Origin of the sequence: Cognataquiflexum aquatile (assembly GCF_003316845.1) — a bacterium.
Classification (GTDB): domain Bacteria; phylum Bacteroidota; class Bacteroidia; order Cytophagales; family Cyclobacteriaceae; genus Cognataquiflexum; species Cognataquiflexum aquatile.
In genome coordinates, this window is record NZ_QMIK01000009.1 from 124,464 (window position 1) to 146,352 (window position 21,889).

General features: G+C 43.1%; 15 protein-coding genes. 8 read left to right on the plus strand and 7 right to left on the minus strand.

Going from position 1 to position 21,889, the window contains the following annotated elements; all coding sequences use genetic code 11:
* The first annotated feature begins 187 nt into the window (after positions 1–187).
* From DQW11_RS21045 to DQW11_RS21075, 7 genes are all read left to right on the plus strand, one after another.
* Positions 188–625 (plus strand): DinB family protein, encoded by a 438-nt coding sequence (locus tag DQW11_RS21045; protein ID WP_113926106.1) that lies wholly within the window; start codon positions 188–190, stop codon positions 623–625.
* A gap of 235 nt (positions 626–860) precedes the next feature.
* A complete protein-coding gene (locus DQW11_RS21050) occupies positions 861–1,235 on the plus strand; it encodes a hypothetical protein (protein WP_157966168.1) in 375 nt (124 codons plus the stop codon).
* Between the two features lie 149 nt (positions 1,236–1,384).
* A complete protein-coding gene (locus DQW11_RS21055; RefSeq protein ID WP_113926150.1) occupies positions 1,385–3,751 on the plus strand; it encodes a TonB-dependent receptor in 2,367 nt (788 codons plus the stop codon).
* Positions 3,748–4,227 carry a thioredoxin family protein gene (locus tag DQW11_RS21060; RefSeq protein ID WP_232826817.1) on the plus strand — a complete coding sequence of 160 codons (480 nt, stop codon included), beginning with the start codon at positions 3,748–3,750 and terminating at the stop codon, positions 4,225–4,227. The genes DQW11_RS21055 and DQW11_RS21060 overlap by 4 nt, the downstream gene beginning before the upstream one ends.
* Before the next feature lie 135 nt (positions 4,228–4,362).
* Positions 4,363–6,537, plus strand: coding sequence for an alpha-amylase family protein (locus DQW11_RS21065; RefSeq protein ID WP_232826818.1), 2,175 nt, complete (start codon positions 4,363–4,365; stop codon positions 6,535–6,537).
* Positions 6,538–6,691: 154 nt separating this feature from the next.
* Positions 6,692–7,537: a polyphosphate kinase 2 gene (ppk2, locus tag DQW11_RS21070; RefSeq protein WP_113926108.1), complete on the plus strand. Its 846-nt coding sequence runs from the start codon at positions 6,692–6,694 to the stop codon at positions 7,535–7,537.
* Positions 7,537–8,313, plus strand: a complete 777-nt coding sequence (locus tag DQW11_RS21075; RefSeq protein WP_232826819.1) for a polyphosphate kinase 2 family protein — start codon at positions 7,537–7,539, stop codon at positions 8,311–8,313. The genes ppk2 and DQW11_RS21075 overlap by 1 nt, the downstream gene beginning before the upstream one ends.
* Before the next feature lie 54 nt (positions 8,314–8,367).
* Here DQW11_RS21075 and DQW11_RS21080 read toward each other — a convergent pair whose 3' ends face one another.
* From DQW11_RS21080 to DQW11_RS21110, 7 genes are all read right to left on the minus strand, one after another.
* Positions 8,368–8,925 (minus strand): hypothetical protein, encoded by a 558-nt coding sequence (locus DQW11_RS21080; RefSeq protein WP_232826820.1) that lies wholly within the window; start codon positions 8,923–8,925, stop codon positions 8,368–8,370.
* Positions 8,926–9,248: 323 nt separating this feature from the next.
* Positions 9,249–10,088: a formylglycine-generating enzyme family protein gene (locus tag DQW11_RS21085; protein ID WP_113926109.1), complete on the minus strand. Its 840-nt coding sequence runs from the start codon at positions 10,086–10,088 to the stop codon at positions 9,249–9,251.
* Between the two features lie 104 nt (positions 10,089–10,192).
* On the minus strand, positions 10,193–11,023 hold the full coding sequence (locus tag DQW11_RS21090; RefSeq protein ID WP_232826821.1) for a 3-keto-disaccharide hydrolase: 831 nt from the start codon (positions 11,021–11,023) through the stop codon (positions 10,193–10,195).
* A gap of 81 nt (positions 11,024–11,104) precedes the next feature.
* Positions 11,105–13,924, minus strand: a complete 2,820-nt coding sequence (locus DQW11_RS21095; protein ID WP_198669943.1) for a PQQ-dependent sugar dehydrogenase — start codon at positions 13,922–13,924, stop codon at positions 11,105–11,107.
* 451 nt (positions 13,925–14,375) lie between these two features.
* A complete protein-coding gene (locus DQW11_RS21100; protein WP_113926111.1) occupies positions 14,376–15,845 on the minus strand; it encodes a pyruvate kinase in 1,470 nt (489 codons plus the stop codon).
* 51 nt (positions 15,846–15,896) lie between these two features.
* Positions 15,897–17,363 carry a calcineurin-like phosphoesterase C-terminal domain-containing protein gene (locus DQW11_RS21105; RefSeq protein WP_113926112.1) on the minus strand — a complete coding sequence of 489 codons (1,467 nt, stop codon included), beginning with the start codon at positions 17,361–17,363 and terminating at the stop codon, positions 15,897–15,899.
* Between the two features lie 81 nt (positions 17,364–17,444).
* A complete protein-coding gene (locus DQW11_RS21110) occupies positions 17,445–20,741 on the minus strand; it encodes a TonB-dependent receptor (protein WP_113926113.1) in 3,297 nt (1,098 codons plus the stop codon).
* 360 nt (positions 20,742–21,101) lie between these two features.
* On the opposite strand from DQW11_RS21110, the gene DQW11_RS21115 reads away from it, so the two are divergent.
* A complete protein-coding gene (locus DQW11_RS21115) occupies positions 21,102–21,794 on the plus strand; it encodes a lysoplasmalogenase (RefSeq protein ID WP_113926114.1) in 693 nt (230 codons plus the stop codon).
* Positions 21,795–21,889: the final 95 nt, after the last annotated feature.

Here is a 21,889-nt window from a genome sequence, read left to right on the forward strand (position 1 = left end):
AAATACAGTGGAAATAAAATTGAAATATTAGGTTAATTCTCTCTAATTCAGCACTGATGTGGAAAATTAGATTGCCGAAGGCATATTTCTATTTATATCGCAAAGCATATATCACTTATATACATTGCAATATTACGATGAATGTTTTACCGATCCAACTTTCTGATCAAAATTTGTACCTTGGGGTATGAGAGAATTCATTCAACTATGGAAAGAAGGCCGCACCAGGTTTACCAATCAGCTGGCCAATATCAAGCAGGAAGATTTATCCAAAAGACTTGGAGGCAGTCCAAATTCTGCCGGCTTCCTGATCCGGCATATGGCGGAAGTGGAGTTGCTTTTTGCCAAAAATGTATTCGGAAATTTGGCGGTAAAAGTAGATGCCCAAACGCTCAAAGCCGGAAGAGATACAGGAGAATGGACTGATTTGGAACCATTATTGGCATTGGTGGAAGAGGCCGGAAGACAATTGGAGATAGCCATTGTAAGCCAGGAAGACTGGGAGGCTATCATCGAAACCAAGGAATTTGGGAAGAAGACAAAAGCAGAGTCCTTGGGCAGAATCACCACCCATACCGCTTACCACGCAGGACAATTGGCGATTCTGTTAAAGTATGGACAATAATTCATAATTAGACTGGGAATTTCTTTGATACAATGGCAATGAAAATTGAAACTAAGTAGCTACTATAATTTATGGATTAATTTGCAACTTTGTTTCATTTTGTTAAGCTTTGCATCCAATTGATAAAAATGAGTGTGTAAATTTTGGAATAACCAAAAATCCGATCTTCCGTAGTTTAAAAATCAGTTTAAACAAAATAAAGAATAATCAGTTAAAAAAAATTAAACCTCAAAATTTGAAAAGCATAATTTCACATATTCGAAAAGTAGGATTTGGTATCATAATCCTGATCTACTTTTTGTCGCTTTTCAACAGTATCTTTTTTTTACATTCTCATTGGTATAATGGCCATCTTGTTGCGCTTCACGCTCACCCTTACAATCTCAGCTTAGAGGGCGAGGGTAACAAGAAAAAGGATACCCATTCAAAAAAAGAATATGAGCTTTATGACTTAATTTACCATTCTCCCATACTGGAGCTGGAATTTTTTAACTTTGAAATAAGTCTTTTTTATGATGAATGCCATGATTCCTTTGCCGATTTCTTTATTTCTTACGAAAGCAAAGTTAAACCCTTTCATCATGGAAGAGGGCCGCCGGTTTTAATTTGAATTTTTTAAATACTCCAATAATTCTAACACCTAGACATTATTGTTACTAAAAACAAAGTCAATCACTTTGCCTTTTACTTTCATTTATCATGATTGTTCTAAAACTGGGGTGCTAAACCCGCAAGAACATCATGTCAATTAAAACCAATATGAAAAGAAACATACTAATTATATATATCCTTTTTCTTGTATGCAGCCCTTCGATGGCGCAACAAGCAGGTAAAATCCAAGGGTTTTTGACAAGTGCTGAAGGGCCACTTGTGCAAGCGACAATAATGGTTCAGAACACCGGATTTGGTGCTATTTCTGATTTTGATGGGAAGTTTAGCATCGCAGATATTCCGGCAGGAAAATATAAGGTTCAGATCAGGGCAATAGGTTTTGCCACGACGGTGTTAGATGTCACGGTCGAAGCCGGTAAAACCACCGAGCTCAACAAAGAAATCAATGAAGACAGAATAGGTCTCAATGAAATTGTGGTCAGCAGTAGCCGATATGAACTCAACAGAGAAGATGCGCCGAGTGTGGTGTCTGTCATTGGGTCCAAAATATTGAATGCCACCCAATCTGTTTCAATGGTAGAGGGCTTGAGTTTCCAGCCAGGCATCAGAGTGGAAAATAATTGTCAAAACTGCGGTTTCACCCAATTGCGGATGAACGGATTGGATGGTCCCTATTCCCAGATTTTGGTCAATAGCAGGCCAATATTCAGTTCGCTGACCGGCGTTTATGGCTTGGAAATGATTCCCGCCAATATGATCGAACGCGTCGAAGTGGTCAGGAGTGGGGGCTCTGCCCTCTTTGGCTCCAATGCGATTGCCGGCACAGTAAATATCATCACAAAAGAACCTGTGGAAAACACTTGGCAAATTGGCTCCAACTTCGGATTGATGCGGGGAGAGATTCCAGACAATACACTCAGCTTCAACGGATCCGTTGCGAGCGAAGACCTCAAGAGCGGCGTGACCTTTTATGGAATGAAAAGAGACAGGGGAGGTTTTGACGCTGACGGGGATGGATTTACGGAAATCGTGCAGTTGAACAACCTGACTTTTGGCGCAAAGGCATTTTACAAACCTACAGAACTCAGCAAAATTACGCTCGATCTCAATGCAATCGATGAGTTTCGCAGGGGAGGAGATCAGCTGTCGCTGCCTCCTCACATGACCGACATTGCAGAGCAGCTGGACCACAATATCCTCAACGTAGGATTGACTTATGATCAGTTCAGCAAGGATCGAAGGACAAAAATATCTACCTATGGAAGCTTACTATCGGGAGTAAGGCGAAGCTTCTATGGAGGCTTGGGAGGAGGTAGAACCTTGGCCGACAGCGTGGCAGCAGCTAGCGCCTATGGATTGACCAATGATTTGGCTGGCGTATTGGGAAGTCAGTTTACCCACAATTTTAAAGGCAGAAACGTGTTTGTAGGTGGAATCGAGTATCAGGGGAATTCGGTACAGGACGAGATCACAGGTTACGAAAAATTGATAGATCAACAAGTCAATACCCTTGGGTTTTACGGACAATTTGAATGGAAGGCAGCTGATAAGTTGACGCTTTTCATGGGAACGAGATACGATGTGGTGACTGTGGATGGTGTCTACTTGCTTGGCGATATCAACCGCGCAGTTGACTTCAATAATGGAGTGCTTAGTCCCCGATTTACGCTATTGTACGACCTGATGCCGGGTGCACAGCTTCGGGGAGGTTATGCGAGAGGCTTCAGGGCCCCTCAGGCATTTGACGAGGACTTACACATTTCTTCGGTTAGTGGTGAACAGAAGTTCGTCATCTTGGCGGAAGACTTGCAAATGGAAACATCCGATGCCTTCACTGCTTCGTTGAATTTTGGAAAAAATACCGGCCTCGTCCAGAGCAACTTCTTGATAGAAGGCTTTTATACCCGACTCAACAATCAATTCCAGCGAGTAAGCCTTGGGCAGCAGGAAAACGGTTCTTTCCTGGAAGAAAAACGAAACGGTAGTGGTGCGACAGTGTCTGGGGTCAACTTAGAGTACAATTTCTCACCTTCGCGGTTTTTCTCTTTCCAAGCTGGGGGGACGATACAGCGCGCAATGTACAACGAGGACGAAGTGCTCTTTGAACCCGAAGATGGAAGTACGGAATTCCCGCAAGTCAGCGTCTCGGAATTTATCAGAACACCAAATACTTATGGTTTCCTTGGCGGTAGCTGGACACCCAACAAAAAGCTTTCAGTTGATTTGACAGGATTGTACACCGGCTCCATGGTGGTACCATTGATCGTCAATGACGTGGAGTTTATCGAGCTTGTCAATACGCCGGCGTTTTACGACGTGAATCTCAGATTTGCATACCTGATCGAGACCAAGGGCAAATTCAACTTGGAGTTTAGCGGAGGTGTGCAAAATATCTTTGACAGCTATCAGCGCGAGTTTGACACCGGCCCTACCCGTGATGCTGGATTCATTTATGGTCCGCTAAGGCCAAGAACCTTCTTCATGGGTATCAAGATCGGGCATTTCCATCGATGAAAACAATCACAGCCATAGTGATAATCCTTTTTCTGAGCTGGAATTGCCCAGCCCAGGGATTGAAAACGGACTTTTGGTTGACCTTTGAGCAGTTGGAAGACTCCTTGCGCGTCAACCCAAAGCCCGTGTTTCTTTATTTTCATACCGATTGGTGTACCTACTGCCGCAAGATGGAGGCAGAGGTTTTCATTAAGCCCGCTGTTGTCCAACACCTTTCCAAGCGTTTCTACGCCGTGAAGTTTGATGCCGAATACGCCGGGGATGTGGTCTTTGATGGGAGGGTGTTTTCCAATCGGCAGCTGAAGACTAGCAGGAACCCGATGCATGACCTAGCGTTGTTGTTCAATGGGCAAAAAAACAACCCTTTCGCCCCACCTTTGATGGTGTTGTTGGATCAGGATTTTGTCCTGATAAAACGTGTCAATCAATACCAAGATTCTCAGAAATTGGTGGATTTTCTCGAGTCAATCCAATAGGTCTTTTCTCTCTCTTTGAAATTGGGCGTGTTCGGAGTTTATTTAGCAGGCCTGATTGTATGGATTTGATTTGAAAGATGATGCGATTTTCTCACATTTTTTTATCTTGTTGACAACAACAAAGCCAAAGACCCAATGCGCCCATTGATACGATCTACATTTTCGATTTTTGGAATTTGTTTACTGCTTGCCCTTCTTTTTGCTTTTAAAACAGAACAGCAAGACTTTCCCTTTTCGGATTGGCTGGTGGACGGCAAAAATCGAAAAGCAGAAATCACTTTATTGGAAGGCAAAGAAATCCAGATGGACAACGGCCTGATACGCAGAAGTTTCATCCTGTCACCCAATCTGGCTTGCTTTGATTTTACTAACCTGATGACAGGCGAGCAAATGCTCAGGACCGTCATGCCTGAAGCCCGGATTATCCTGAAGGGCAAAACCTACCATATCGGTGGCCTTAGGGGTCAGGAGGAGCGGGGATTTTTTCGCAAAGAATGGTTGGACGACATGAAATCCTCTCCTAAAGATTTCCAATACCAATCTTACGAAATCGGAGAAATCACCACCCATTTTCCTACCAAAACTGTTTTTTGGACAGGCCATAAAAAAGATGCTTCTGGCAAAAAAGTTAGCTTTTCCTATATCCATCCGGATTTTGAAAACCTCATTTTGAAAGTCCATTATGAGCTATTCGATGACCTTCCTTTGATGGGCAAATACCTCACCCTTGAAAATACCGGAAAGGAAAGCATCCAAATAGATCAGGTGGTCAATGAAATCCTCGGAATCGTGGAGGAAGAATCCGCGGTGGTCGGAAATACGGAAAAGATGAAGAAGCCCCACCAACTTTATATCGAAAACAACTTTGCCTTTAACAACGCCATGCACGCCGAGCTCAGCAGTCAGGCGACACATTGGAAGCCGGATTCCAGCTACACTTCCCAAGTCAATTATGAATTGCGGACACCCAGCATCCTTGAAGTCTATCCCGAAAAAGGAATTGGAATCGACCTGAAGCCGGGAGAAAATTTCCAGTCAATCCGTACGTATGAATTGGTTTTGGACAGTTATGACAGGGAAAGAAATGGTCTGGCAAGAAGGAAAATGTACCGTGCTTTGGCTCCTTGGACTTTGCAGAATCCGATTTTCATGCATTTGGTGAGCAAAAACGACGAGGAAGTCAGGACTGCCATCGACCAATGTGTAGCTACAGGATATGAAGCTTTGATTCTGAGTTTTGGGAGCCATATCAACATGGAGGATATTTCTCCTGAAAATATCTCCCGATGGAAAGACCTTGCAGATTATGCCCATGGCAAAGGAATCAAAATCGGAGGCTATTCGCTTTTTAGCTCCCGTAAAATAAGCGATGAACATGACGTCATCAGTCCGATTACAGGCAAACCCGGCGGTGCTTTTTTTGGAAATGCACCCTGTATGGCAAGCCAGTGGGGTCTTGATTATCTTTACAAACTCCGATTTTTCTTTGAAAACACCGGTTTCGATATTTTCGAAAATGACGGACCTTATCCCGGGGATGTCTGTGCTTCCACTTCCCATCCGGGTCACGAGGGTCTGCATGATTCGCAGTGGGTACAGATCAATCTCCAAAAGGGGCTTTACCAATGGATGAATGCCCGGGGAATCTATATCAATGCACCTGATTGGTACTTTTTGGATGGGACGCACAAGATCGCTTTGGGCTATCGGGAGGTGAATTTTTCCCTGCCAAGAGAAAGACAAAAAATCCTAAATAGGCAGAATATTCATGATGGGACCTGGGAAAAGACGCCTTCGATGGGCTGGGGTTTTGTACCCTTGACTGCCTATCACGGAGGAGGTGCCGATGCGGTATTGGAGCCGCTTAGCGAGCATCTTGAGGATTATAGGCAACTGATGATGCAATATTACGGAGCAGGGGTGCAGGCTTGCTACCGGGGGCCGAGACTGTATGACACCGAGGAAACCAAAGCGGTGGTCCTCTCGGTGATCGATTGGTACAAGAAATACAGAGATATCCTCAACGCCGACATCATCCGACTCCGCCGAGCTGACGGAAGGGATTGGGACGGGTGGATGCATGTAGATCCACAAGGGAGAGAAAAGGCTCTCGTGATGTTGTTCAATCCTACCAATCAAGCGATGTCCAAAGATTTGGTGGTCCCGCTTTACTACACCGGGTTGAATGATAAAGCGAGTATCAGTGTGGAGGGTAAAAATAAAAACTCCTATGCCCTCAATCAAAAACAGGAAGTTACCCTCAGGGTGGATATTCCGGCAGATGGGTACACGTGGTTGGTCGTGGAATAGATAAGGGTCGTGAAAGGTCACCTTTGAATTGAAAAATAAAAAGAAAAAACTTTTCTCCTCCCAAAAGTACCTTTGGCGAAAGGAATAGCAGTATGTACTTTGTTAAGTGATTGTAATTTTCTAACTTTTAATTAAATATTAAACCGAATATTTCATGTTTTCAGCCGAGCAATTAGAAAATATTAAAACCAGGAAGGAACTGGTAGCCTTGTCTAAAATTGAAGGGATTAACTTGAAGAAATCCATCAAACGGGCAAAATACGAAGAGGAACTCAAGCTGCTACAGACAGAGCTTTCCCTGCTTCAGGAGCATATTGAGAAGAAAAAACTCCGTGTCGCAGTGATTTTTGAAGGAAGAGATGCAGCCGGAAAAGGAGGGTCGATCAAGCGCTTTGTAGAATATCTTAATCCCAATACCAGCGGTGTCGTGGCACTCAGCAAACCTACGGATGTGGAACGGGGACAGTGGTATTTCCAGCGGTATATCGAGGAACTTCCCAACAGCGGTCAGATCAAATTTTTTGACAGAAGTTGGTACAACAGAGCAGTGGTGGAGCCTGTGATGGGTTTTTGCACCGATAAGCAATATGAAACCTTCATGAAGCAGGTTCCTAATTTTGAACACATGCTCTACGAAGATGGCATTACGGTGATCAAATTTTGGTTTGATATCACAAGAGATGAGCAGCAGAAGCGCTTTGATGGAAGACTTGGAAACCCGCTCAAAGAATGGAAATTCAGTCCGGTGGATCTCAAAGGCCAGGAACTTTGGGACAAATTCACAGAGTTCAAAGACATCATGTTTACAGAGACCCATACTTCCTATTGCCCGTGGGTAGTAGTGGAAACCAACGACAAAGAGGAGGCGAGGCTGGAAAGTCTGCGGTATGTATTGTCAAGGTTTAAATATCCGGGAAAGGGAAAAACCAAAGCCAACCTGAAGAATGACCCAAATGTGATTTTTAAATATTTCCGTAAGAACAAAAAATTTGACCTGTAATGACCATGGTACTTTCTAAAGAAGATGTAGAGGTGTTGAACTCTAAAATAGGCATCAAACATTTGTTGGCCAATAAAAAAATCAACCTGGAAAAAGTGTTGAAAGCGACCCGCCATGAACTCAAATTGAGGGAAATCCAATCGGAGTTGGTCAGGCTGCAGCTTTGGGTTATTGAAAATGACAAAAAGGTAGTTGTTTTGTTTCACGGCGGAGATTCCTCAGAGAAAAGTACGGTGATCCGGAAGATTTTTTCCCATAATAATCCAAGGCATTTCAGGGTGGAAGTTAATTTGCCCCACAAGCACGAGTCCGGGGAGAACGGGTATTACTTTAAAAAGTTTGTGGAGAAATTGCCGCAGGCCGGCGAGATAGTTTTGTGGGACAGAAGCTGGTACAATAGAGCGCTTTTTGAGCCCATCCTCGGAATGTGTACTGAAGACGAGTATGGGAAATTCATGGATCAGGTCAATAATTTTGATAAAATGATGGTCGATTCAGGGATAATTCTGGTCAAATTTTATTTTACCGTCAGTCCCGATGAGCAGTCAGGACGGTACAATGAATTGAAGAAATCACCACTGACAAGGTGGAAAACCGAAAACTGGATCAAGGACTCCCCAAAAATTCTCAAAAAATACCTTAAGTATAAAGATGTCATGTTTGAAAAAACAAGTACTGACTATGCACCTTGGATCGAAATAGACAAGGATACTAGGGAAGAAGAACTCATCGCAGCAGCAGAACACCTATTAAACAGTATCCCATATAAAAAATAAATTATTAGGATACCGATCCAAAAAAAGGCAGAACCATAAAGGAGCTGCCTTTTTTTATGACCTCTTTTTCTTAGAAACGACCATTTCATACCCCAAAAAAAACAGTGCAGACAGAAATCCTGCCGCGGCAAAGACAAACTTCATTTTCACAAGGGTTTCAAACAGGACCATATTCCCGACAAATCCCTGTTGGATCCACTGTGTCAGCCTGATGTTTTCGCTGATATCGAAAATCAGGGCCAAAACCTGTAAAGTCGCTAGAATAAGCAGCAAGTTTTTGGGGAATGTAAACCTATCCGGAGAATGATTTTTCAATTCCAATACCTGGAAATTTTTCCTAGCCCACAGACAAAGGATAAAAATGGTGGGAAACAAGGTTGACATAAAGAAGTAATCCAACTGCAGTTGCTTCAGGACAAATGCCTTTTGTTCAGGTTCGCCCCAGGTTTCAATCAACTCATTCAGCTTTTCTGGACTTCCCGGGAGCTCAAATTCCATCACATTGAATTTCAATCCTGTGGCAGCTTCAAATTGAAATTGGTGACGCCGCATCATCCAAAAAGCGATGATCGTAAGCAGAAGGAAAATGAAGAAGGAGTATTTCAGTTTCATAGGGACTATATACCATATTTTTTTTTACTTCTCAAAATTTCCAATTGTCTTGTCCCAATTTACAATTTGGGTTTCCAAAGTGAGTGTCTCTACTCACTTCCATCTAACAGAGACATATCAAAGTTGAATGAGGTCTTCTAAATTCAATCGTTTTTCTGCGTCAGGATGCGGGAGCAAATTTTCTACGCTATTGGCAGTTTGAATTTAAAATTTCAGTCAGTGAAGACACTGACTGAGGCGGAAAAAAGCAAAGGATCCTTCCCCGTCATAAATCATCTTCAGTGATCAATTCCAATATCCCAATATCAAGTATCCATCAATATCTATTTTACTTCCCTTACCACCCTAAATCCTACATCATATCCATTTCCCGGCCCGCCTCCATGGAAAAAATAAGTGGCATTGGTCACGTCAGAAATAAAACTTCCCCCTTTCAGCACATGGACTTCCCCTGAAACCGGAGGAACGGGATGGGCAAAAACGTCCTCATTATATAAGTCTTCTAACCATTCCCACACATTTCCCAACATGTCATGCAAACCCCAAGGATTCGCTTTCATCTGCCCGACGGAATTGGTTGTGCCTTTGTCCGATTTTTGGATCCAAGCCTGTTTGCCTGTTTCTGACCAAGAAAGCAATTCCTCCGCACCTGCACGGGCAGCATATTCCCATTCAAACTCGGTCGGTAACCGATAAGAATAAGCAGGATCCATCTCATTCAGTTTTTGAATAAAGCTCTTTGCATCTTCCCAAGTCACGTTTTCCACAGGATGCAGGTCCGAGTCTCCCGCAACTTTTTCTCCCTGAAAATGGGAAGGATTGGTACCCATTACTTTTTTCCATTGGCTTTGGGTTACCTCATACTTTCCGATGTAAAAGGGTTTGGAAATGCTGACCAAAAATCCATCTCTAGAATCCCTTTTGGCCATTTCTTGGCAAAGTTTGAAATCCGCCTCGGTCCACTTTTCGCTGTCAGGCACATCTCGGGTATCAGGAAATGTAGGACACGTAAGTTCGATCTTTCCCACAGTCATGGTTCCCGGTTGAATCAACACAAACTCCATCCCTATTGGATTTTTGTAGCTTTCCTTTTCTTTTTGTTGGGAAAAGAGATCCGCTGTGGATATGAAAAAAGCTAAAAATGAAATCAATAAATTCTTCATATTGTTTTGGAAAAGGTTTGAGGAAAATTGGGGTTGGATTAAGAAAAATATCCTAATATCTCAATATCCTAATATCATTAAGGTGAGTAATCAAATTCGATTTTTTAAAGCTCTTTAATCAAAATATTCCGATAAGCATGTGCAGCATCCGGTTTCCAGGAGAAATCACAACAGCGTCCACCCGGAACAGGCATCAACGTCGCACTCCAATGCAACTGGAAAGCGATCATCCCCGAAGTAGCATCTGCAATCAGGTCATTCCGCTCTGCCTGTACTTCCCACATCAGAACCTCATTTACCCAAAGTGTCATTTTTGGCTTTTGCCCAACAACCCGAAGACGGAAGCTATTCCAATCCCCTTTCTTCCAGACTTTTTCCAAGTCCTTTGCTTCGGCACCAGTCGCAACACGAAGCATTTCGCCAATAAGGTTGGCAGTTCCTGGTTCCCCGTCTCCGGACAGTTCCATCTGATAACCCGAACCGCTTTCGCTCGAACGGAAGAAAATTCCCCCGTTGGTTCCCACATGCCCTTTAAATTCTAGAGTCAATTCAAAATCTCGGTATTTTTTGTCCGTCAAAATGATTCCTCCCTGACCGTAGGGAAATTGCTTCATGACAATGGCTTCGTCTTCTACAAAAAAATTACCCTTGGTACCGTGGTGATTTGTTCGGCTGATGTGCCAACCCTCCAAATCCTTCCCGTTGAAAATAGGAACAAAACCTTCTTGAATTTGTGATACTTGGGCATTGCTTTCCACAGAAAATAGAAATGCCACCACACCGCAGATCACTTTAAGTAAAAACAATTTTCTAAAGTTAACGATCCTCATAAATTCTAATTTCAAATCCCATTTCCGACCCAAATCAAACAAGCCTTGAAGTCCAAATGCCGCATCCGTGGACTGTCGACCATGGACTATGGACTTTATTTTCATTTTCCTCCCTAAATCAAACTAGCCTTGAAGTTCAAAAGCTGCATCTGTGGACTGTTGACTATCGACTGTGGACTTACCCAATCACCTCTTAAACTCAATCCCTGTCATGATTACCAAAGCATCGCTTTCCTTGGCACTTGGATTTTTGACAAGGATATACAGGTTATGGACGCCATCAATTTTAGACACATCGATGACCGTAGGCTTGCCCGTTGCATCACCAAAGAAAGGCCCTTTTTCTCCCTGAGGCGCAGGTGGTACATTTTGAACTTGGCCGACCAAAGTCCCTTCCGGTGAACCCAATCTCAATTCAATATTGCCTCCGATGAAGTGTGACCAATGCCAAAACCTTGTGATGGCTCCAATGCTGATCTGATTGATTCCTGTCAGGTCTATATTTTTGAAACCGATATACCCTCCTTTACCAGTGAAAATAAAACCCGGATCATCTGTCGATGGCGTGTATGAAATTCCTGTTTCTGAGAAAACATCTGCTTTTTCAGGTCCCATCAACGGATACCGAAGCAAAGCGAAATCTTCACTCTTGAGGTTTAGACCGCTTACCTGTCCAGAACCTTGGTCAGAATAATGGGCCAAAAAGACGTAGGAACCCATTTCAAATGTAGTCGGATAGAATTTGGACAAGCGACCGTCACCGATTTTTGTGGGAATTGCTTTTGTAGAAAAATCACCGTGAATAGGAAGTTTGGGGTTTCCTTTTTCCGCGGAAGCAAGGTCAAGGATGTAATCAATGATCTGTTTGGTATCGTTGGCGCTTAGGTTTGGTTGTGGTGGCATGTGGATTTCTCCCCATTTGCCGCTGCCTCCTTCGATGATGCTTTTTGAAAGGATCTGATATACTTCAGTGTTGTCTTTGTATCTCTTAGCCACATCTAGGAATGATGGGCCAACCAATTTTACTTCTTCCTGATGACAGGCAGTGCAGTTATTTTTGATGATCAATGCTTTTGCATGGAGGTGTCGCAGGACGGTTTCAGGTTGGAGATTTCCTTCTTCTTTCAACTTCCTCAGTTGCCCAAAGTCGATTCCGGAAGGAATGTATTCCACAGTAACCGTGACTGCCTCGGGATTTATCTTTCCGCCTGCAAGCGTCCCGTCTTCCTGATCGATGACCTGAACTTGGTAGCTGATTTTTTCATCCTGAAAGTAGAATGACTTATTGCCTGATGTAATTTCGATCTTCACTTCCGGTTGTTTATTCCCTGCAACAACTTCAAAAGAATGAGTGTCAGAAGCTCGTGATGGGTCTTTTACAGTTAAAGAGACTTTGTATTTTCCCGGCTTGTCAAGGGTTATTTTGGGATTGGCATCATTCAATACTATTGTTTCTCCACCCTCAATCTTCCATTCAAAATCCAGCTTATCCCCATCGTCATCCCGGCTTCCTTCCGAGGAAAGTTGGATTTCAAAAGGTGTAGCGCCTGATTTTTCTGTCGATTTAGCCTCCGCAATCGGTCCTCTATTTCCTGCATTGAATTCAATCCTGGAAATCCACCCTTTCGTACCTGTACCATATTCCAAGATGTACAAATCCCCATTTGGCCCAAAATCCATATCCAAGGGTTGGGAATGGATGAGTTTTTCGGCAGGTAAAAAACGCTCGATGGACGTGACATTGTTCCTATCTTCATCCATTGTCACTACCATAATCCAGTTCCTGACATAATCGGTGATCAGCCATTTCCCTTCATAATAATCCGGGAAAACTCTTTTGGCTTCATTCGAAAAATCAGATTTACGAAAGATTGGTCCGCCGACTGCTGACCGCGCTGCACTTCCCAAAATCGGCCATTCTTCCGAAACCCGGTACGGATAAGCAACCAATGCCGGTTGGGCAGGAGGAAGGACTTTCAAGCCGGTATTGTTGGGCGAAGTGTTTACCAAGGAATCAGGATTGTGGAAGTCACCAAAGGTTTTGCTTAGGTAATCATAACTTTTATAAGGTAGATTTTTTCCGATGACATAGGGCCAACCAAAGTTTCCAGCTTTTTTGGCAACATTGAATTCATCATATCCCATCGGCCCAAATTCCTCTGAATCTACACCGGCATCAGGTCCGACTTCCCCCCAATGCAGGTAACCGGTTTGGGAATCAATAGAAAGCCTCCAAGGATTCCTGTTGCCCATGACGTAGATTTCAGGCAAGGTATTGGCAGTTCCGACCGGAAAAAGGTTTCCTTGGGGAATGGTGTAAGTCCCATCAGGCTTGGGTTTAATCCGCAAAATCTTACCTCGAAAGTCATTTGTATTGCCTGAAGTTCTGCCTTCGTCTTCGCCTCTTCCCCCTTCATTGGTAAAAGGCAAAGGAGAATATTGCGTTGGGGCAGAATCTCCGCCAACAGAAAGGTAAAGATTGCCCTCCTTGTCCCAGGTCATCCCTCCTCCAAAATGGCTGCCATCCGGTTGCTCCCAAGGAATTTCCAAGACATTTTTTTCAGAACTCAAGTCTATGGTATTGTCAGTTTCCAAGGTAAATCTTGAGAGCCGCATGGTATTTCCTTTTTCTGATTCAGGAGAAAAATAGAGAAATACATGTCGGGTATTTTCAAAGTCCTTGTCCAGCAAAATCCCGATCATGCCTGGAGATTCTCCCACAATCGTGGGGATCGTTCCGAGGATTTCGATGTTTCCTCCCGACTCGTTGATCCTTTTGACATGTCCCGCTCTTTCGATCCAATAGACAAATCCCTGCTTGTCAAATTCAAGCTGTAAGGGTTCTTCGAGACCTTCTGCTATGACTTTTTGGGAAAATCTACTTTCCTCCGGTTTATCTTGACCGGAAAAAGTTTTAGATGATTCCTCTTTTTTGGTACAGCTGTAGCTTGTTCCAATCAAAAGGAACAGGATTGGAATCAGCCATTTTTGGGTATTTGAATTCAATTTGGTATGGTTAATTGTAGGAGGTACTGATTTCAAAGTAAATAAATAGTGAGGAAACCTGTCTGCCGTTTAAAAAGTAAATCGAAAATTTCGGAATAGAAAGTAAAAACTGAAGCTTTCAATTTCTCCCGCAGATAACGCAGATTGGCGCAGATATGTCTTTGAGCCAAAATTTTTTTCTGCGTAGTTCTGCTAAATCAGCGAGAAAATAATTTTTCTAAGTCTCCCGCAGATAACGCAGATTGGCGTGGACTGTAAAGTAGATTTTTGACTGAACATTCAAAGTCTTCCTGGACGATAGACGGCTAGGAGTTAATTTTATCAAAGCCTAAATTTTTCTGCGTTGTTCTGTGAAATCTGCGGGAAATAAATTATGCTAAGTTTCCCGCAGATGGGTGCAGACAAAGAGGAAGTTCAAATAATTTTAACTGGCAAATATTTCATTGGAAAATCAGGACTTCAGAAACCGCTCCGCAATTTTGAGCTGACGGAAGCGGAATCGCTTTTTCACCCTGTGCTCGGCGCTTCGTTGCAGGATGTCTTTGAGCGTTTCCATGACTTCGATGGTATGGTCTCCTTTGTTGATCATGACGCATTCTGCATTAGCCGCCTGACCGGCATCGGTGATTTCTGAGCGGGTGGCCATACCGGATTTGTTGAGGCTTTCGAGCACTTGGGTGGCCCAAACCACCGGCACATGGGCAGCCTCACAGATCCATAGGATTTCTTCCTGAATCTCTCCCATTCTTTCAAAACCAATCTCCACAGCCAGATCACCACGGGCAATCATCACCCCAAAAGCTTTTTGTTTCATTCCTTCCATAAGCAAAGAAGGAAGGTTGCTGACTGCTTCCGGCGTTTCTATTTTGATAATCATCAAGGGAGGATGTTCTGAAATGGCCTTGAGTTCCTTTTGGAGGTGGCTGATATCTGCAGCAGTCCTGACAAAAGAATAGCCCACCAGATCCGCATTTTCGCAGATAAAGGGGAGGCAGGCTTTGTCAAAATCTGTCAGGGAAGGAATCTGTATCAAGGTATCTGGAAAGTTGATTCCTTTCTCCGCTTTGATTTGGCTTTTTTCAGAAGAGATCCGGGTAATCCTGATTGCGGCTTTGCCTGATTTGGTTTTTTCTACGGTTGCCCTGATGACACCATCATCGATATACACGCGGTCTCCTTTTTTCAAAAACCCGATAATTCCCGGAACATTGGGGCTGATGACGACATCATCCTGTCCAAAGCCTTTGGCTTCTTCGGCCAGCCAAATCAGTTCGCCTTCTTTCACCTTGACTTTTCCCTTGTCTTTTCCTTTGCCAAGTAAGACAGTTCTGATTTTGGGTCCAGCAAGGTCCATGTATACTTTGCAGTCTATGCCTGTTCTCTTGCTTGCTTTTCGGAGTTTGTTGATCATTTTGGACCAAGTAGCCTCATCATCGTGGGCGCAGTTGATCCGGGCGACATTCATCCCGTTTTCGAGTAAGCTTTTGATCAAAGCATAGCTATCCGCAAATCCGGAATCAAATGTTACCATTAAAGAGGGAATGCTGGGAATGGTTTTGTGGCCAAACAGTAAATGGCTTTTTTCATCGATTTTCTTTTTGCTGAATGAAAAATCGCAGATATCAATATGGTCTGTGGGAAAAGTTTCTCCCAATACCTCCAAAATCGCCTGAACCTGCCTCCTGATATGGCTTTCGCTGCTTGCAAGTGATGACAAGCCATGAACATGAAGTGCGTCCTGAAGAATACGGAGATCTCTGTTTCTGACACTCAGGTATTCCACCAGATTTTTGGCAGCTTCTTTTTGGTCTTTGTGTAGGCTTGTGATGATACTGGATTTATGGACAACATCGGTGGCCATGGTTTTTTCTAAAGAAATGAGTTCCTTTTTGATGAAATCAAGAGATGCTAAACCGGTCATTTTGGAAGAATTTATTCTTTAAATCTAATGCTAAAAATTCAGGTTTTCGAATCAGTCAAGGCCTTTTTTATATTGGTTTCCAAATCTGTCGATCACCTCCACCTCCACTTTTGAACTGGGGTTATTTGGCCTAAAAACAAACATATGGCCATTCTTTTGGGGGGAGATCCAAGGCTGCTTTTTGGGTTTTCCCGGTGCATAGATTTCCATTGCCAATGGATCTGAGGCGATGACCTGTACAGGTTGGACAGTTCTGTTTCCGTTTTCATACACATTGACCTTCCATTCAGGATCCCAATTCCAGATATTGACCATGTAATCATTGGGGAAATCCGGGTGGGTTCCCGGACGGTAAATACGGAACTGGAAATCCGGGTTTTCACCCACACTTTGGTAATGCCAAGACAAATCCCCTTCATCAGAGCGGTAGACGCCGTAGCCTTTTGGCGTGCCGTCATAGCAGATTCCTGACCACCATGCCCCGCTAATGGCGGCGGTGTTGTGCTCAAAAATATTTCCATTTACTGTGTTTTCATTCCAATGCACATGTCCCGAAATCAGATGTGCTTCATGGCCTTCCAAAATCTTGTACAAAGCTTCCCTGTTGATGACCGACTCTTTGTTGATATCACGGCCGGGATTATGGGCTACGATCTGCGAAAAACTCGGAATATGAAGGAAAATGACAAGTGGATTGTCTTTTGGGACCAAAGCCAGATCCTTCTCCAACCAAGCTAATTGGGTCTCGGGGAGGTAGCCGTAGTATTGTTTGCTTCCCAAAAAGTACACATCATTCAGGACGACATAGTGGGTTTTTCCCCTGTTGAAGGAATAATAGGCAGGGCCAAACTGACTTGTAAATGGTTCTTGACTGCTCTCGTTTGACCTTGCATTCAGGTTGATGTCATGGTTGCCCAACACCTGAAAGAACGGAATTCCGGTAGATTTGATGCCTTGATTGTATTGCTCGTACAATTCAAACTTGTCAAAAACCAAATCTCCGACACCGACGCCAAACAGGTTTGGATCGTTGAGTGCCACTTTCTTTTTGCTGAGATCAGCACACGATTCGGTGATAAATTGGTTGGCTTCTTCCTCGGTCTGCACCTGCGGATCAGCGATGGCAATGAAGTGGTGGTCGGATTCATCGTTTGGGTTTGGCTTCAGCTCAAAAAGAATGGTGTTGGTGGCTTTGGCCAGATCAACTCTTCTGAAAAAATCCACCGAACCGTTATCCAATAAGTCAAAAGCATATCCGGAAGGGTAGGAGATAAATACAAATTCCTGGTCGGTGGTAAATTCAAACTCCCCTTTTTCATTGGTCATGACTATGTCTTTTCCGTCAGATACCACGATGTTTTTTAGCTGATTGCCGTTTGAGGTGACTTTCCCTTTGACTTGGGTGTAGGTGAGAAGGTGTGTTTTTTCCTGGGCAAAAACAGGATGGTTTCCTGCAGCAAGGAAGATTAATATCCACAAAAAAGAGAATTGAAAAAAGCTATTTCGGTACTTGTTCATGGTTTTTGAATTTGAAGTCAACTTAAACAAAAAGAGGCATCCCGAAAAGGATGCCTCTTGATTTTTGATATGATGGTTTGATTAGAAAGTAAATCTCAAACCAAACTGCAATCTCCAAACATCACCTGCACCGGCAGATGGGCTGAAGGAATCAGTGATCAAAGTATTTCCTAAGTTTCTGAATCTAAACTGAGGTCTGTTGTTGGCATCTACACCTGCAGGTACAAGCGGAGAAGTTGAAGTCATAAACTGACCTACACCCCAATCAGAATTCAACAAGTTACCTACGTTCAAGATATCAACCCTGAACTCAAGAGCCTGCTTCTTAGAAGTAGTCAATAAGGTCTGCGAACCGCTGAAGTCTGCCCTGTACACCATTGGAAGGAATACAGCTCCCCTTTCGGCGATGCTGCCTCTATTTGCGCTAAGGTATTTGTCTTGGTTGATGAATGCTTCCCATGCAGCAGACTGCTCAGCCGGAGTGAAAGTTCTTCCTGAAGAAGTGAATTGTTGGAATTGGGTTTCAGTAGCATCTGCCGGGATATAAAGCAAGTCATTGGAGAAACCACCGTCACCGTTGAAGTCACCGCCATAGACATAGCTCGCATTTCCGATCGTTCTGCCTTCCCAGAATAGGGAGAAAGAAGTAGTTCCGAAAGAGAACAAATCAACAGAATAATTCACAACACCCACTACTCTGTGGCCCATGGAGTTTGCTGAGAATCCCAATCCCGGGTTGTTAGGATCACTTTGGTGTTGGTTGTTGACCCATGATCCAAAGGCGATGGAACCTGGATCGATAGTATTCTTGGCTTCACCGTAGCTATAGAATGCTTTCAGGTATAATCCGTTGGCAAATGGTCTTTCCAAGGAAATAGATGCTACCCAAGAGTTACCAATTGCCTGGTTGGAAAGCGTAACTGCGTTATCGATCTTGTTATTGATCCTGTTGGTAAATGGATCTCTGTTGGGATCTGTGTTTGGTCTTGAATCAGGAATCCATCTTGGTCTTGGATCCGGACCTGTAAAGGCCGCGTTTGGATTTTCTTGATTCGCATTATAATAAGCTACACCGTTTACATCCTTGTTATAAAGGAATTCAGCCGTTGCGATGATTCCTCCTGGAAGTCTGTGGTCAATGGCAATATTGGATCTCCATACCTGAGGGAATTTGAAAGTAGATTCCGTCAAAGCCAATTCATAGTTGGCAGCAGGGGCACCTGATACGGAACTTGGCTTGTAAGCATCTGGATCCGGATTAAACCCTCTTGAAGTCAATGGTGCTGTCGGAGTACCATTTAATCTTTCGAAACCTGTCAAAATACCGTTATTTCCGATCTGGTTAGAAATCCACACATAGGCAGGGCGACCTGTGAAAATCCCGGTACCGCCCCTTACTTGTGTAGTTCTTGCGCCTTGACTCAAGTCATAATTGAAACCGACTCTTGGTGACCATAGGATATTGGCATCAGGAAGTTTGTCTGTTCTGAACTGCACTGTCTCTCCAGCTGGGTTACGGAAGTTAAATCCTTCCACTTCTTGGTTTCTGAAACCGGTCTCAGCAAAGAACGGAACGTCAATTCTCAAACCAACTGTAACCAAGAAATCTTTGTTGACCTGGATTTCATCCTGTCCATAGATACCGGCATAGCTTACTTTCAATGGCTGAACAGGTTTTACCTGACCGGGGATATTGGAATACCTCACTTCAAACCTTCTTAGATTGGACGGGCTTGGAGTACCTGCTAAATAGGCATTGGCATCTGCGTAAAATTCGTCCAAAGAGTTATAAGTATAAGCTGACTGAGAACCTGGGAAGAATACGTTTTCAGACTCATATCTTTCGAAGCTAAAACCTGTGGTGATGGTATGCTTACCTTTGAAGATCTGAAGGTTGTCCTGGATCTGGAAAGTTTTGTACCTCAATTCATTGTTAGGAGTAAATGGCTCAAAACCAAAAGTGGTATATGTAGCGCCATCTTTCAAAATATCCACCATTGGGAAGAAATCACCTCTTGAACCCCTGCTTTCATCCTGATAAGTATAACCCACAATCAAATTGTTGGTCATAGTAGGAGAAATTCTGGTGTTCAATTCAGCTACGATTGATCGGATATTTTCGTTAATTATATAATTTGTATTTTGAAAGTTAAGTGCATTCAGGTTTCCATTTCTACCTCCAAAACCTAGGGAGGAAGAGTTCGATGCCAATACATCTGTAGAGGAATCCAAATGGTTGTATCTTACGCTCAACTTGTTTTTGTCGTTGATGTTGTAATCAACTTTAGCCAAAAACTTGGTAGCAATTGTGGAGTGGTCATAATCTTGATAAGGTCCTGTTTCATAACCGAAGTTATTCCTCAAATAGGAGCTCAAGGTATTCATATCAGAAGCCAAAACCCTTGTTTTGTTACCGGTAATAGCTTCACTTCCGGTGTTCGCTGTGAAGTTTGTTCCCGGAGTAGTCTGCTTGTCATCTTCAAAAGAGGCAAAGAAGAACAATTTATTTTTAATGATTGGACCGCCCAATCTAAAACCTACCTGTCTGTATTTGAATTCGCCCGGATTGAAAGTATTGGCTCCGGCTTGGGTACCGACATTGTCGCTGCCTCTCCAGAAATAATAAGCAGAACCGGTAAATGTGTTTGTACCGCTTCTTGTTACTGTATTGACACCTGCACCGGTGAAGTTACCTTGTCTCACGTCATATGGAGCCACATTGACAGAAATCTGGTCGATCGCATCCAATGAAATCGGAGATACTCCTGTCCTGTCACCTGGCTGACCGCCAAGACCAAAAGAGTTGTTGAAGTAAGAACCATCGACTGTGATGTTGTTCAACCTGTTGTCCTGACCGGCAAAAGAAGTTCCGTTGGACTGTGGTGTCAATCTGGTAAAGTCACCGATTCTACGGGAAATTGTTGGCAATTTGTTGATTGTTTCGTTGCCGATGGCGGTAGTCGCTCCTGTTCTATCTGAGCTGAATACTGCGTTTTTGTCACCTGTAACGACTACTTCTGCCAATTCTTCCCCATCACCAAGCATGGTGACGTTGACGTTGGCAGCAATACCCAAACTCAAGAATACACCCTCAACAGTCTGGGTTTCAAAACCGATAAAAGATACTGTAACCGAGTAAGGTCCACCGACCCTCATACCGGGAATGGTGTATCGACCTTCAATATTGGTCACTGCACCATACCTTGTTCCTGAAGGCATGTGTGTGGCCACGACATTGGCACCGGGAAGGGTTTCCCCGCTGTTGTCTACTACCCTACCAGACATACTGGAGGTGGATACCCCTTGCGAGTAAGCAATACCTGTAGCGAATACAAGCATGATGACCGCAAATAAACTTTTTAGTAATGTTTGCCTCATAATTTTTGTTTTTTGTGGAAAATTGAAATTATAAAATTCGGAGCTGGTTATTTTTCCGATACAAATGTATGGGAGAAGGGCAAGGATTTTTTTTTGAAATTGTTAAGTTTTAACAAATTTTCACAAGTTTACTTAACATATCCCTAACATTAAAATCCAAAGGAGGTTTTATTTTTAACCAACTTTTTGTATTTCGTTGCAAATTGATGCAGTTCACGTCAATTTTGCAGGATTGGAATTTGGCCTAAAATCCTAATGTTAAAAAAATATTACCCTGAGATTCAGTGATGCTTTTGTGATCATTGGCAGAATAAAAGTGAATAACTTGGCTATATTTAACGATGAAAAAATCTGGTTTCTATGAAAAATAAGAACATGCTTTGGCTTTATTTATTCCTTTTTGCGGGAATTATTGACGTTGTTTTTACCGCAAATGGAGAAGATTCTAACAGGATATTTACCAAGCCATTGATATTAATTGCACTGTGGGGATTTTTTATTTTTTCAAGTAAAGCAATCAAAGGAACCATTTTAAGAAAAAGCATGAGCGCAGCTTTGATTTTTTCTTGGATGGGTGATGTGCTGTTGATGTTTCCGGATTTCTTCCTTTATGGTTTGGGCGCGTTCCTAATGGCGCACATTTGTTATATCATTGGTTTCAAAATGGCCCAAACCAATCCCTTTGCTATCGGAAAAGTTGATTTTTTGAGGCTCTTGTTCATCAATCTCCCGATTTATATTGCCGCTTCATTTGTATATTTTCTCATCAATCCCGGGTTGGGAAGCATTAAAGTGCCGGTAGTGATCTACCTGATCGTCATTGTATTGATGGTGACCACTGCAAGAGAACGGTTTGGCAAGACCAATGCGGTGAGTTTTTGGCAGGTTTTTATTGGTGGCGTTTTTTTTATGGTTTCCGATGGGGTTTTGGCCATCAATCGATTTTACCAACCCTTTCCCGAATCAGGCGTGATTGTGATGGGTACGTACATCATCGCCCAATTCCTGATCGTCAGGGGGATTTTGGCACATTTCCAAAATGATACTAAATGATACTGGATATTAGGATATTTAAAACCCATCCAATCCCTTACTAATAAATAGCTGAACTGATATCCTTAATATCAAAAAGTATCCAGTATCCATGA